Origin of the sequence: Sorangium sp. So ce375, from assembly GCF_051473855.1 — a bacterium.
Classification (GTDB): Bacteria; Myxococcota_A; Polyangia; order Polyangiales; family Polyangiaceae; genus Sorangium.
Genome location: NZ_CP150335.1, coordinates 5,211,922 through 5,224,859, shown reverse-complemented (window position 1 = coordinate 5,224,859; position 12,938 = coordinate 5,211,922). Strand labels below are relative to the sequence as shown.

Annotated in this window: 10 protein-coding genes; 5 read left to right on the top strand and 5 right to left on the bottom strand. The window is 70.7% G+C overall.

The window, feature by feature from the left end:
- Positions 1 to 112: 112 nt before the first annotated feature.
- The 4 genes from WME90_RS19385 to WME90_RS19370 all read left to right on the top strand — a co-directional run bounded on the left by WME90_RS19385 (position 113) and on the right by WME90_RS19370 (position 3,549).
- The gene (locus WME90_RS19385) at positions 113 to 742 is read left to right on the top strand and encodes an ATP-binding protein (RefSeq protein WP_437282646.1); all 630 of its coding nucleotides are present in this window, start codon (positions 113 to 115) and stop codon (positions 740 to 742) included.
- Positions 739 to 1,305: a SpoIIE family protein phosphatase gene (locus WME90_RS19380; protein WP_437282645.1), complete on the top strand. Its 567-nt coding sequence runs from the start codon at positions 739 to 741 to the stop codon at positions 1,303 to 1,305. Before WME90_RS19385 ends, WME90_RS19380 begins: the two co-directional genes overlap by 4 nt.
- 7 nt (positions 1,306 to 1,312) lie before the next feature.
- Positions 1,313 to 1,879, top strand: coding sequence for an STAS domain-containing protein (locus WME90_RS19375; protein WP_437282644.1), 567 nt, complete (start codon positions 1,313 to 1,315; stop codon positions 1,877 to 1,879).
- Positions 1,880 to 2,043: 164 nt separating this feature from the next.
- Positions 2,044 to 3,549 (top strand): HAD-IG family 5'-nucleotidase, encoded by a 1,506-nt coding sequence (locus WME90_RS19370; protein WP_437282643.1) that lies wholly within the window; start codon positions 2,044 to 2,046, stop codon positions 3,547 to 3,549.
- A gap of 30 nt (positions 3,550 to 3,579) precedes the next feature.
- Here the strand turns inward: WME90_RS19370 and dusB are convergent, their stop codons facing one another.
- Entirely contained in the window at positions 3,580 to 4,566 is a 987-nt protein-coding gene (dusB, locus tag WME90_RS19365) for a tRNA dihydrouridine synthase DusB (protein WP_437282642.1), read from the bottom strand.
- A 429-nt stretch (positions 4,567 to 4,995) separates the two neighbouring features.
- Between dusB and WME90_RS19360 the strand changes: the two genes are divergently transcribed.
- A complete protein-coding gene (locus WME90_RS19360; protein WP_437282641.1) occupies positions 4,996 to 6,651 on the top strand; it encodes a serine/threonine-protein kinase in 1,656 nt (551 codons plus the stop codon).
- Positions 6,652 to 7,196: 545 nt separating this feature from the next.
- On the opposite strand, the gene WME90_RS19355 is transcribed toward WME90_RS19360, so the two are convergent.
- From WME90_RS19355 to WME90_RS19340, 4 genes are all read right to left on the bottom strand, one after another.
- A complete protein-coding gene (locus tag WME90_RS19355; RefSeq protein ID WP_437282640.1) occupies positions 7,197 to 7,709 on the bottom strand; it encodes a hypothetical protein in 513 nt (170 codons plus the stop codon).
- A gap of 718 nt (positions 7,710 to 8,427) precedes the next feature.
- The gene (gene leuB / locus WME90_RS19350) at positions 8,428 to 9,492 is read right to left on the bottom strand and encodes a 3-isopropylmalate dehydrogenase (RefSeq protein WP_437282639.1); all 1,065 of its coding nucleotides are present in this window, start codon (positions 9,490 to 9,492) and stop codon (positions 8,428 to 8,430) included.
- Positions 9,489 to 11,135, bottom strand: coding sequence for a citramalate synthase (gene cimA, locus WME90_RS19345; protein WP_437282638.1), 1,647 nt, complete (start codon positions 11,133 to 11,135; stop codon positions 9,489 to 9,491). The genes leuB and cimA overlap by 4 nt, the downstream gene beginning before the upstream one ends.
- Before the next feature lie 84 nt (positions 11,136 to 11,219).
- Positions 11,220 to 12,914, bottom strand: a complete 1,695-nt coding sequence (locus WME90_RS19340) for a 2-isopropylmalate synthase (RefSeq protein WP_437282637.1) — start codon at positions 12,912 to 12,914, stop codon at positions 11,220 to 11,222.
- Between the last annotated feature and the right edge of the window lie 24 nt (positions 12,915 to 12,938).

Sequence of the window (12,938 nt, the reverse complement as noted above, 5' to 3'; positions counted from 1 at the left end):
GGCCGGAACTTAGCGTCTTCAGCGTGACAGCTGGCGAACCCGGCGATGCCGTCGCCGCGCCCTCGACGCGGACCCGGGGCCCCGGTACCCTGCCGGTCCAGGCTCTTCTCGGATGACTCCCGCGCACGAACAGATTCTCAACGTCCTGCTTGGCTATCTCTCGGCGATGAACGCCGAGGGAGTCCTGCTGCGGGCCATGCGGGAGGCGGAGATCCAACCGGAGGAGTTCTCGCTCGACGACCTCCCCGACATCCTTCCGAGCATCGAGCGCCGAGCCCGCCTCTATGTCGATCCGGCGCGGCTCGGTCGGCTCAGATCGGAAATTTCGTCGATCGGCGGCGACCGCCCCTCGCGGCGCTCGAAGGTCATGATGATCAACGTCGAGGCGGACATCAGCGAGGCGCGCCTGAGCGCGAAGGCCGTTTGCGACGCGGCCGGCGCGAAGAGCTTCACGTCGCACAAGGTCGCGACCATCGTCAGCGAGCTCGCGCGAAATATCGTCCATTATACCCCAGGCGGGACGATCGAGCTCGCGGTGCAGCGCGATAGCCCGGTCCGCTTCCTCATCGTCGCCGTGGACGAGGGCGGCGGCATCCAGAACCTGCAGGAGATCCTCGCGGGGCGCTACAAGAGCAAGACGGGTATGGGCCGCGGCATCATCGGGGTCAAGCGGCTGGCTGATCGCTTCCACATCGACTCGGGGCCGAAGGGCACGCGGGTGGAGATCGAGGTCCACCTGTGAAGCTCTCGGTGGAGTACACGATCCTCCCCAAGGACGGAGAGCTCGTGAGCGGCGACGCCGCGTTCGTGCGGGCCGGGGAGGACGGCGTGCTCTTCGCGGTCATCGACGCCCTGGGCCACGGCGAGCACGCGGCGGCCGCGGCGAACGTCGCGCTCAAGGCGCTCGCCGACGCGCCGAGCGGCGAGGATGTCCGCGCCCTCATCGATCGCCTCCACGTGCGGCTCCGCGGCACCCGCGGGGCCGCCGGGATGATCTGCCGCTTCCGGGAGGGGCGGCTCCAGGGCTGTGGCATCGGCAATGTCGAGCTGATGTCGCAGGGCACACGCGTGCAGTGGCTCCAGAGCCCGGGCATCCTCGGCGCGTCGCTCAGCAAGGTTCGGATCTTCGACGCGCAGCTCGCGCGGGGCGACCGGCTCGTCGTGTTCTCCGACGGGGTCTCCCCTCGCTTCGATCTCTCGCTGTTTCGTGGGATGAAGGCCGCCGATGCCTGCCGCGCCCTCATGAGCCGACACCGGCGCTCGCACGACGATTCAACGGTCTTGATCGCCGACATCGAACCTTAGGATGACCATGGAGCTCAAGCGCCTTCCCATCATCAACCTGTGGGACCGGATCCTGGTGCCCATCCAGGGGGACGTGACCGACGACCTCGCGGAGCAGTTGAACACGGAGGTGCTGCGGGCCATTCACGAGAGCGGCGCGAAGGGGCTTGTCATCGATCTCACGGCCGTCTGGATCATGGATAGCCACCTGTGCGCCGTGCTCTCCAACCTGGCCTCCGCCGCGCGGCTCATGGGCACGCCGACCATCCTGTCGGGGCTGAGCCCCGAGATCGCGATGACGCTCCAGGCCATGGGGGTCGAGCTCGAGGCCGTGAAGACGGCGCTGACGCTCGAGCAGGCGCTCACGATGCTCGGGCTCGAGGTGCGCCGAGCCGAGGCGCGCGACGAGGACGACGAGGACGACGACGACGACCTGTTCGACGACGAGGACGACGAGGACGACGAGGACGACGGGTGGGAGGCGGACGACCGGGGCGACTCTCGCCGATCCCCGACGAACGGGCGGTCACCTCGGCCTACCGTGAGCACCGATCGGCGGCAGAGCGCGAAGAGCCGACTCAGCAGGCGCCGCTGAGGTCGCGCGGGCGCGCAGAAAACGCAGCGAACGCAGCGAACGTAGAAGACGGCGACATCGACACGCCGGACGCACCCTCCTGACAGCCGGGTGACGGCGATGGTCCGGGTGGGCAACGCCGTTGGTCCCTGGTATGCCTCACGACCGCTCTCCGGGCGATCACCATGGACAAGCTGGATTGCCTCACCGCCCCGCCGCCCAAGCAGCGGGGGATCTTCTGCAACCGGACGCTGAATCTCCGTTCGATCAAGGCGATCGGATACGACATGGATTACACGCTGATCCACTACCGGGTGGAGGCGTGGGAGCGTCGGGCCTATGAGCACCTCCGGCACCTCCTGGAGAGCGAAGGCTGGCCGGTCGGTGACCTGACGTTCGAGCCGGACCTCGTGATCCGAGGGCTCATCCTGGACACCGAGCTCGGCAATCTGCTCAAGGTGAATCGGTTCGGCTACGTCAAGCGGGCCTACCATGGCACGAAGCCGATCGACTTCGACACCCAGCGCGCGACCTACGCGCGGACGATCGTCGATCTCTCGGACGGGCGCTACGTCTTCCTGAACACGCTCTTCTCGCTCTCGGAGGGGTGCATGTACGCCAAGCTGGTCGATCTGCTCGATCAGCGCCGGCTGCCGGAGGTGCTCGGCTACAGCGATCTCTACCGCCGCGTGAAGGATCGCCTCGACGCGACGCACATGGAGGGGCAGCTGAAGGCCGAGATCATCGGGGATCCGGAGCGGTTCGTGCTGCTCGATCCGGAGACGCCGCTCACGCTGCTCGACCAGCGGGAGGCGGGGAAGAAGCTCGTCCTGATCACGAACTCGGAGTGGGTCTACACGCACGCGATGATGAGCTACGCGTTCGACCGCTTCCTGCCGGGCGGCATGACGTGGCGCGACCTGTTCGACGTGGTCATCGTCTCCGCGCGGAAGCCGGAGTTCTTCTCGAGCCGCAGCCCGCTCTTCGAGGTGGTCACGGAGGACGGCCTCCTGCGCCCGGCCGGCCGGCTGCGTGTGGGCGGGCGCTACCTCGGCGGCAACGCTGCGCTCGTCGAGCACCACCTCGGGCTGTCCGGGGACGAGATCCTCTATATCGGCGATCACATCTATGGAGATGTGCACGTGTCGAAGAGCGCCCTGCGGTGGCGTACGGCGCTCATCATCCGGGAGCTCGAGGAAGAGATCCGCGCGATCGAGGAGGCGCGCGGGGCCGAGGCGCGCCTCGATCTCTGGATGCGGGAGAAGGAGGACGCGGAGCGCGTTTATGCCAGGCTGCGCCTCGAGCTCCAGCGGATGCGCGCCGGCTACGGGCCGGTCGCCGGGGCGACGGAGGGCGAGATCCAGGCGAAGATGAACGAGCTCAAGGCGAGCCTCGCGGCGCTCGACGCGCGGATCGCGCCGCTCGCGAAGGCGTCGGCGGAGACGTTGAACCCGAGGTGGGGGCTGCTCCTCCGCACGGGCAACGACAAGAGCCATCTGGCCCGGCAGATCGAGCGCTCGGCGGACATCTATACGTCCCGCGTCTCCAATTTTCTCCTGGCGACGCCCCACGTGCTGCTCCGCTCCCACCGCGGGAGCCTGCCGCACGATCCCATGGGTGCGCCGCCGGGCGCCGAGCGGCACAACGGCGAGCCCGCCCCGGTCGACGACGCGACGCCCGTCGGCATGTAGGCGCCGCCGCCGGCAGGTCGCGCGGCGGCCTCAGGCTGCGAGCCGCTGCGCGGCGCTGTCGAGGATGTCGAGGCACCCCGCCAGGCTGTCGCAGAAGAGCAGCTCGCGCCGGAGGGCCGACGCGCCGGGGAGGCCGCGGAGATAGCCGGTGAGGTGACGGCGGGTCACGCGCACGCCGTGCGGCTCGCCGCGCGCCTCGGTGTTCGCGATGAGGTGCGCGCGGCACAGGGCGAGCCGCTCCTCGGTCGTCGGCGGCGGGAGGTGCACGCCGTCGTCGAGGAGGGCGCGGGCCTCGCGGAAGATCCAGGGGTGGTCGATGGCGGCGCGGCCGACCATCACGCCGGCGCAGCCCGTCTCGCGGAGGGCGCGGGCCGCGTCGTCGGCGGTCTTGATATCGCCGTTCACCACGACAGGGATGGACACGACCTCGCGCGCCCGTGCGGCCCAGCTCCAGTCGGCAGCGCCGCTGTGCCCCATCTGGGCCGTGCGGCAGTGGATCGTGAGCGCGGCGACGCCGGCGTCCTCGAGGCGGCGCGCCAGGTCGACGATCGGCATGTGGGACTCCGGTCCCCAGCCGATGCGCGTCTTCACGGTGACCGGGAGCGCGACCGAGCGCGTCACGAGGCGGGCCATCGCCACCATCGCCTCCGGATCACGCAGCCAGCCCGCGCCTGCGCCGCGGCCGGCGATCTTCGGCACCCAGCAGCCGCAGTTGATATCGAGGAACGCCGGTCCGGCCTGCTCGGCGACCAGCGCGGCCTCGGCGAGGCGCTCCGGGTTGGCGCCGTAGATCTGGATCGCCGTCGGCTGATCGCCGTCGGCCAGGGCGAGCTTGCGCCGCGCGGTCTTGCAGCCGCGCAGCAGCCCCTCGACGTTGACGAACTCCGTCACGCACAGCTCGGCGCCGAGCTCCCGGCCGATGCGGCGGAACACCGCGTCGGTCACGTCCTCCATGGGCGCGAGGACGACGGGGCGGCTTGCGAACAGCCGGCGAAAGCTTTCGGGCGAGAGCGGCACGGTGGCGAGCTTTCAAGCATGGATCCGGCCGGTTGACCAGGGCGACCGCCGTAGGCCGAGGCACAAGGGCCCGCTGAGCTCGAGCCCGCGGCGTCGCGCGGCGAGCGGCGCCGCGGCGGCTGACCGGCGCCGCCGTCCAGCGGCCGAGGCGCGAGCCGAGCCCCGCGCCCGGGGGTCACCCCGCCGGGCCCAGCGCCCCGTCGCGCGGCGCCGCCGAGGCCCGGCGAGGATTCATGACGTCGCGGGCGTTGGTGCGCGCGGCGCACGAACACGGCATGTGAGGCGGCGAACGGTCAACTTGGTATGACATCCTGGGTGGGAGGCCGCGGGCGGCGCAGCCCGGCATCGTTGCCGAGGAAACCGGTCGCATGAGAAGACAACAACGCTCGCTTGACGTTCGGCGTGGCTCTGGCGACCCTCGAGACGCCCATGAAGCGTGCGCTGGTCAGAGAGGCTCTCCGCGATGAGCGCTCGGCCGCGGCGCGCGCGCTCAGGGAGCGCGAGACTCGCCCGCTCGGCACGCGGCGCACCTCGCCGGGCGTCCACGACACGGAGAGCGTCCGTCGCGCGGTCCGCCGCGCTTTCCGGGTCGCGCTCTGGATATGGCCCGCGTTCACGCTCGTCGACATGTTCATGGCGACGGTGCTGTACCCCGCTGCGCCGGTGTGGCGCTGCATCGTCCTGCGCGTCGTCGAGCAGGCGCTCTCCTTCGCCGTCTACCGGCTCTCGGGGCGCCCGTCGCTCTCGGGGCGCGTCGTGCTCCTCGGGTACGAGGCCACGTTCCTCACCGCCGCGATCTTCATCTCGCTGATGGCGCTCGATTTCGGCGGCCTGACGAGCGCGTACATGCACGGGCTCTCCATCGTCGTGCTGCTCCGCACGGCGCTCGTCCCCGCGCCGTTCAGCAAGGCGTTCCTCGCCTCCGCGCCGATGTTCCTCGCCTTCCCGACGACGATGGGCATCGCCGCGATCTTCTCCCCGTCGATCCGGGCGGCGTGGATCGATCCGACGACGCTGCTGACGGCCGCGAGCCATTACATCTTCGTCCCCGCGTCGGGGGTGATCGGGGCGCTGTCGAGCCACGTCGTCTGGGCCGCGCAGCAGCAGGTGTATCAGGCGCGCAAGCTGGGCAGGTACCGGCTCGAGGCGCCGATCGGCAAAGGGGGGATGAGCGAGGTCTGGCTCGCCTGGGACGAGACGCTCCACCGCGACGTCGCCCTCAAGCTGCTGAGGACGCGGGACGCGCCGGATCCGGCGGTGCCGAAGCGCTTCGAGCAAGAGGCGCACGCGGCGAGCAAGCTCAGCGATCCGCACACCATCCGGATCTTCGACTTCGGCGCGAGCGACGACGGCATCTACTACATCGCCATGGAGCACCTGCGCGGCGCCGATCTCGCCGCGATCGTGCGCAGCTACGGCCCCATGCCCGTGGCGCGCGCCCTGCGCTTCGCGATGCAGGCCTGCCGCTCGCTCATCGAGGCGCACGAGGCCGGGATCATCCACCGGGACATCAAGCCGCAGAACCTCTTCGTCACCCGCGTGGGCGACGATCACGACTTCCTCAAGCTGCTCGACTTCGGCGTCGCGCGGATGGTCGAGGGCGGCCAGGACGCCGAGCTGACGAACAGCGGCATGCTCTGTGGGACGCCCGCCTATATGGCACCGGAGGTGTGTCGTGGTGATCGCGCGGACGCGCGCAGCGACATCTACTCGCTCGGCGGAACGCTCTACTTTCTGCTCACCGGGGAGCTGCCGTTCGAGGGGTCGTCGTCGGGGCAGCTCTTCGCCGCGCACATGACCAAGGCGCCCCTCGCGCCGTCGGTGCGGCGCGGTCCGACCGTCCCTCGCGCGGTCGACCGCCTCGTCCTGCGGTGCCTCGCGAAGGATCCGCGCCACCGTTTCCAGAGCGCACGCGCGCTGTTCGACGCGCTCCTCCCGCTGCTCGACGAGTCTGCGTGGACCGCGGCCGATGCGGAGCGCTTCTGGGTGACCGAGCGCGCGGAGAAGCTCGGCCGCCCGGAAGCGCCGCCCGAGCGCCCCGTCGTGACGCGGGGGGGCTCGACGCGGACCGCCTCCGCTCGATAGAGCCAGCGCCCCGTCCGGGTGAATTGATCGGGCTCCGGCCGCTCCGATTCGCCATGGTTTATCGTGGCATTGTCCCGATCTCGGTGAGGAGGACAGCTGTCGACTTTGATTGCCGAGTGGAACCCGGACGATGATGCGTTTTGCGAGAAGACAGGGAAGCGAATCGCCCCCGCGGTCATGGACTTCTTCGTTTTCTATCTCACCTGCATGGGCCTCACGTGGTGGTGCTACATGAGGACCCGCCTCCTCGTCCGCCGCATCCCGAGCCTCGCCGAGGCCGACGCCTGATCCAGCGGTGCCCCGGACCGCTCGCCAACCCGTGCGGGCGATCCTGGGGCGCCGCAGTGGCGGTCGAGGCTCCCTCCGCGGCCGCGTGAGGGAGCCTCGACCCGTCGGGGGCCCGTCGCTTCATCACCCACCCGCAACCCCTTGACGGCGCCCTGCCGGGGCGAGGACCGAGCCCCGGTGGCGCCTGCCAAGGGCGCAAAGCGGGCGTCAGCCGGGCTCCCTGTCAAGCGGGTAGCCGTGAGAGCGAGCGCGCCGTCCTACCAGCCCCAGCCGCCCCAGCCGCCGCAGCCGCCGCAGCCGCCGCCCCAGCCGCCCCAGCCGCCCCAGCCGCCCCAGCCGCCGCCCCAGCCGCCCCACCAGGGCCGGAAGCCCCAGCCGCCGCCCCAGCCGCCCCACCAGGGCCGGAAGCCCCAGCCGCCGCCCCAGCCGCCCCACCAGCGCGCTGCATCGGGCGTCTCGCTGACGCCCTCCTCGCTCGTCGGGCACGGCGAGCAGGGGTCCACGGCGGCGACATCCGCCGCGCCGGGGGCCGGCGCGCTGGCGCTTGCTGCGCTGGGGTCCGCCGCTCTCTCGTCCATCGCCGGATTCGCGCTCGACTCCTGATCAGCGGAGTCCGTCTCTTCGGCCTGGAACGCCTGCTTCGCCTCGTCGGTCTCGCTCATCACATCGTCGGTGGGCGCGTCCGACGCCGTCGCCTCGGCCATACAACCGGCCGCGGAGAGGGCCGTCGAGAGGGCGATGAGCGATGCGAACTTCGTCAATTGGCTCATGTTCCCGTTCTCCTGTGCACATCAATCCATGTCGAATGGAGTCATTGCTCGTCATGGAGACGAGCTTTGACACGCGGGGACTTGAGTTCCCCCGCCGCGCGATCATGTGTGGTGTTCGGGAGGTGATGTCGATTACCTCAGAAAGGACACCTGAGACACCATGGACGCTTTCTGCAAGGCCGTGGGCGCGCGGAGAGGGAAGCGTCGAGCGCTCCTTCCGCGAGGGCTCGAGACGCGGCCGCGCGGCGCTCACCGGCCCCTCGATGTCCTCCGGTGGCGTCGCGCGCTCTTCGCAGATCTCCCGCGTAACGCGCGGGCGTCATCGCGCTGGGTGACCAGCGCAGAGGAGCGTGAGCGCGCCGGACTGCGACGCTAGCGAGGACCGGGCGCGGGAAGGCCCATCCTTATGAGGCTGCCGCGGTGGTGTCCTGAAATGCGAACAGAGCCCGTCCACGACACATAAAGTCCCGTCCTGGTCGATGAACGGGTGCGCGCATGAAGTCCCGTCCTGGTCGATGAACGGGTGCGAAGAGCGATGGATTCGAGCGAGAAACGCGGTGGGCTGGAGCGTGGGAGTGACGCGTCGGAGCGGAGCCCGCGAAGGGGCCTTGTGCTCACGCGTCGATGGCCTTTGAGGGAAGGGGGTCGAGACGGGCGCGATCGCGTCGTCGACGCGCGCGGCGAGCCCTGGCAAGGGCTCGCCCTAGAGAGGGAGCGCTCAGCCCGCGAGCTTGGCGCGGACCGCCTCGCCCATCCCCCGGGTCGACAGCTTGCCGCCGAGGTCCGCCGTCCGCGCGCCGCCCGCGATGGCCTGCGCCACGGCGCGCTCGAGCACGGCCGCCTCCTTGTCGAGCCGCAGCGAGTGCCGGAGCAGCATCGCGGCGCTCAGGATCGTCCCGATCGGGTTGGCGATCCCCTTGCCGGCGATGTCGGGCGCAGAGCCGTGGATCGGCTCGTAGACCCCGCACGTCCCGTCGCCCAGCGACGCGCTCGGACAGAGCCCGAGCGAGCCGGCCAGCACGGCGGCCTCGTCGGTCAGGATGTCGCCGAACATGTTCTCGGTGACGATGACGTCGAACGCAGCGGCCGCGGTGATGAGCCGCATCGCGCACGAGTCGACGAGCTGGTGCTCGATGCGGATCTCCGGATGTCGGGCGGCGACCTCGGTCGCCACCGTCCGCCACAGCCGCGACGACTCGAGGACGTTCGCCTTGTCGACGGACGTGACGAGGCGCCTGCGCGGCGCCGCGAGGCGGAAGGCGAGCTCGACGACGCGCTCGATCTCCACGTCCGTGTACTCGAGCGTGTCGACCGCGCGCCGGCGCCCGTTGACCTCCTCGCGGAGGCGCGGCTTGCCGAAGTAGAGCCCGCCCGTCAGCTCCCGGACGACAAGGATGTCGACGTCCGCGAGCCGCTCCGCCTTGAGCGGGGAGGCCTGGATGAGCTCCGGGAACAGGCGGATCGGCCGCAGGTTGGCGTAGAGGCCGAGCCCCTGGCGCAGGGCGAGCAGCCCCTGCTCGGGGCGGACGCTCGCGCCCGGGTTGTCCCACTTCGGGCCGCCGACGGCGCCGAGCAGCACGGCGTCCGCCGCGCGGCACGCGTCGAGCGTCTCCTGCGTCAGCGCCGTGCCGGTCGCGTCGATGGCGCACCCGCCGATGAGGTGCTCCGAGTAGCTGAAGCTGTGGCCGAACTGGGCGGCGACAGCATCGAGGGTGGCGCGGGTTTCGGCGACCACTTCGACGCCGATGCCGTCGCCGGGCAAAAGAACGATATTGGCCTTCATGCGACCTCGCTGGCAGGCAACGTGGATGTGTACTGCTCTGGCTCTCTCGCTGCGAGCGTGAGCCCATACTCGATCCCGTCCGCGAGCGCATGCCAGGACGCATCGATGATGTTCGTCGACGCACCGACGGTGCTCCACTGGCGCTGCGCGTCGCGGCTGTCGATGAGCACGCGCGTCGTCGCCGAGGTGCCGTCGCGCCCGTCGAGGATGCGCACCTTGTAATCGACGAGCTGGATGTCGCGCACGGCCGGGAACACGGGCGCGAGCGCCTTGCGGAGCGCGCCGTCGAGCGCGTTGACGGGGCCGGACCCCTCGGCCGCCGTGATCACCACCTCGTCACCGACCGCGATCTTGATCATGGCCTCGGCGAAGGTGCCGACGCCCTCGCGCTGGCCCGCGATGACCTTGAAATCGAGCAGCCGGAAGGGCGGCTTGTAGCCCGGCGAGCTCCGGTGGAGCAGGAGCGCGACGGACGCCTCGGCCGCCTCGAACGACGAGCCGCGCGCCTCGCGCTCCTTGATCTGCTCCAGCACCTCGACCTCGGCGCCCGTTGGCACCTCGAGCCCGAACTCCTCGGCCTTGCTGAGGAGGTTGCCGCGGCCCGACAGCTCGCTGACCACGGTCCGCATCGCGTTGCCGACGAGCGCGGGATCGATGTGCTGGTAGGACGCAGGCTCCCGCCGCATCGCCGCGACGTGCACGCCGCCCTTGTGCGCGAAGGCGCTCCGCCCGACGTAGGCCATGTGATCGTCGGGGGAGAGGTTCGCCACCTCGGCGACGTAGTGCGAGAGCTCGGTGATCCCTCGGAGCGCCCCGTCCGGCAGCGCCCGGAGATCGAGCTTCAGCTCCAGGTTCGGGATGATCGCGCAGAGGTTCGCGTTCCCGCAGCGCTCGCCGTAGCCGTTGATCGTGCCCTGGACGTGGCGGGCGCCCGCGCGCACGGCGGCGATCGAGTTGGCGACCGCGCACTCGCCGTCGTTGTGGGCGTGGATGCCGAGCGGGTGGCCCAGCTTCGCCTTGATCTCGGCGACCACCGCCTCGATCTGCCACGGCATCGAGCCGCCGTTCGTGTCGCAGAGCGTGAGCGTCTCCGCCCCGCCGCGCACGGCGGCGCGCAGCGTCTCGGTCGCGTACGACCGGTCGAGCGCGAAGCCGTCGAAGAAGTGCTCGGCGTCGTAGATCACGCGGCGCCCGTGCGCGCGCAGGAACGCGACGGTCTCCTCGATCATCCGGAGGTTCTCGTCGAGCGTCGTGCGCAGCACCGCCGTCACGTGCTGGACCGAGCTCTTGCCGAAGATCGTGCAGACGCTCGTCCCGGCGGCGAGGAGCGCGCGCAGCCCGGGGTCGTCCTCAGGGGCCAGCGCGGCCCGGCGCGTCGAGCCGAACGCGGCGATCTTCGCGTGCTTCCACTCGATGTCCTTCGCCCGCTCGAAGAACTGCGCGTCCTTCGGGTTCGAGCCGGGCCACCCGCCCTCGATGAAGGTCACGCCGAACGCGTCGAGGTGGCGCGCGATCTGCAGCTTGTCCTCGCACGCGAGCGAGATGCCCTCGCGCTGGGTGCCGTCCCGTAGCGTGGTGTCGTAGACTTCTACGCGGTCCGAGGCGCGGGCGCCCTGCTCCGCGCCGTTGTGAGGCGGATTCATAAGGTTCGACTTCCTTGTGCAGCGAGGTCGGGTCGCCGAGCTCGTCGCCCCTCCTGGGGGGCCTCCTGCGCTCGGCGCACGGCCCTACCTCGCGGTATCGACGGCGGCGCCATGGCCGCTCTGGTTGCTCTCTGACGCCGCCGCGTCGTCCTTGGGCTCGACGCCGTAGGTCGCGAGGAGCCGGTTCAGGGCGGTGAGGTACGCCTTCGCGCTGGCCACCAGGATGTCGGTGTCCGCGCCGTGGCCGTGGAAGACCCGCGCTGCGGCGTCGTGCTGCGGGTGCCGCTTGCTCGACGTCGCGTCCGCCCGGACGCGGACGCTCACCTCGCCGAGCGCGTCGATGCCCTCGGTCACCGCGTGGACCGAGAACTCGAGCAGGCTGCTCGGCACGCGGACGATCTCGTCGATCGCCCGGTACGCGGCGTCCACGGGCCCGGTGCCGATCGCGGCGCGGACGTGCAGCGCCCCGTCCGGCCCGCGGAGGCGCACCGTCGCCGTGGGCATGCCGGTGGTCCCGCAGGCGACCTGGAGCGCGTCGAGCGTGTAGAGCTCCTCGACCTGCGCCCGCGTGGTCGAGACGATCGCCTCGATGTCGGGATCGGTGACGTGCTTCTTCTTGTCCGCGAGCGCCTTGAAGCTGGTGAACGCCGCCGCGAGCTGGGCCTCGTCGAGGTGGTAGCCGAGCTCCTCCAGCCGGTTGCGGAGCGCGTGCCTGCCCGAGTGCTTGCCGAGGACGAGCCGGGTCTGCGTCACCCCGACCATCTCCGGCCGCATGATCTCGTACGTCTCCTGGTGCTTCAGCATCCCGTCCTGGTGGATGCCGGACTCGTGCGCGAAGGCGTTGGCGCCGACGATCGCCTTGTTCGGCTGGACGTTGAAGCCCGTGGCCGCGCTGACGAGGCGGCTCACGGTGGCGATCTGGGTCGTGTCGATCCCGGTGCGCAGCCCGAAGACGGCCCGGCGCGTCGCGAGCGCCATGACGATCTCCTCGAGCGCCGTGTTGCCGGCGCGCTCGCCGATGCCGTTGATCGTCACCTCGGCCTGTCGCGCGCCCGCGCGGATGCCCTCCAGCGCGTTGGCCGTCGCGAGCCCGAGGTCGTTGTGGCAGTGGACCGAGACGATCGCGCGGTCGATCCCCGCGACGTTCTTGCGGATCCCGGCGATGAGCGCGCCGAACTCGCTCGGGATGGTGTACCCGACCGTGTCCGGGATGTTGAGCGTGGTGGCCCCGGCGGCGATCGCGGCCTCGAGCACCTGGTAGAGGAACTCCGGCTCGCTCCGGCCGGCGTCCTCGGGGCTGAACTCCACGTCGGCGCACAGATCGCGCGCGTACGCGACCATGGCCCGCACGCGATCGAGCACCTCGGCCCGGGTCATCCGGAGCTTGTGCTTGAGGTGGATGTCGCTCGTGGCGAGGAAGGTATGGATCCGCGGGTGCGCGGCCCGGGAGACGCCCTCCCACGCCTTGTCGATGTCGACCTTCGTGGCGCGGGCGAGGGCGCAGATGATCGGCGGGGTCGCGGCGGGGCGGCCCGAGACCGCGGCCGCGCCCACGCGCTCGGCGATCGTCTGGACGGCGAGCAGATCGTCGGGGGAAGCGGCGGGGAAGCCCGTCTCGATGACGTCGACGCCGAGCTTCGCCAGCGCGAGCGCGATCTCGAGCTTCTCCGACGACGTCATCGTCGCGCCCGGCGACTGCTCGCCGTCGCGCAGCGTCGTGTCGAAGATGCGGACGTAATCCGACGGGGGCATCGCTTGATTCGCAATCATCTCAGGCATGGTGTTCTCCGCCGCCTCCCACGA

What these genes read in the sequence shown, in the direction of transcription:
- WME90_RS19385 (WP_437282646.1), top strand. Translation starts at nt 113, where the DNA reads ATGACTCCCGCGCACGAACAGATTCTCAACGTCCTGCTTGGCTATCTC.
- WME90_RS19355 (WP_437282640.1), bottom strand. Translation starts at nt 7,709, where the DNA reads ATGAGCCAATTGACGAAGTTCGCATCGCTCATCGCCCTCTCGACGGCC.
- leuB (WP_437282639.1), bottom strand. Translation starts at nt 9,492, where the DNA reads ATGAAGGCCAATATCGTTCTTTTGCCCGGCGACGGCATCGGCGTCGAA.
- WME90_RS19370 (WP_437282643.1), top strand. Translation starts at nt 2,044, where the DNA reads ATGGACAAGCTGGATTGCCTCACCGCCCCGCCGCCCAAGCAGCGGGGG.
- WME90_RS19375 (WP_437282644.1), top strand. Translation starts at nt 1,313, where the DNA reads ATGGAGCTCAAGCGCCTTCCCATCATCAACCTGTGGGACCGGATCCTG.
- cimA (WP_437282638.1), bottom strand. Translation starts at nt 11,135, where the DNA reads ATGAATCCGCCTCACAACGGCGCGGAGCAGGGCGCCCGCGCCTCGGAC.
- WME90_RS19340 (WP_437282637.1), bottom strand. Translation starts at nt 12,914, where the DNA reads ATGCCTGAGATGATTGCGAATCAAGCGATGCCCCCGTCGGATTACGTC.
- WME90_RS19360 (WP_437282641.1), top strand. Translation starts at nt 4,996, where the DNA reads ATGAAGCGTGCGCTGGTCAGAGAGGCTCTCCGCGATGAGCGCTCGGCC.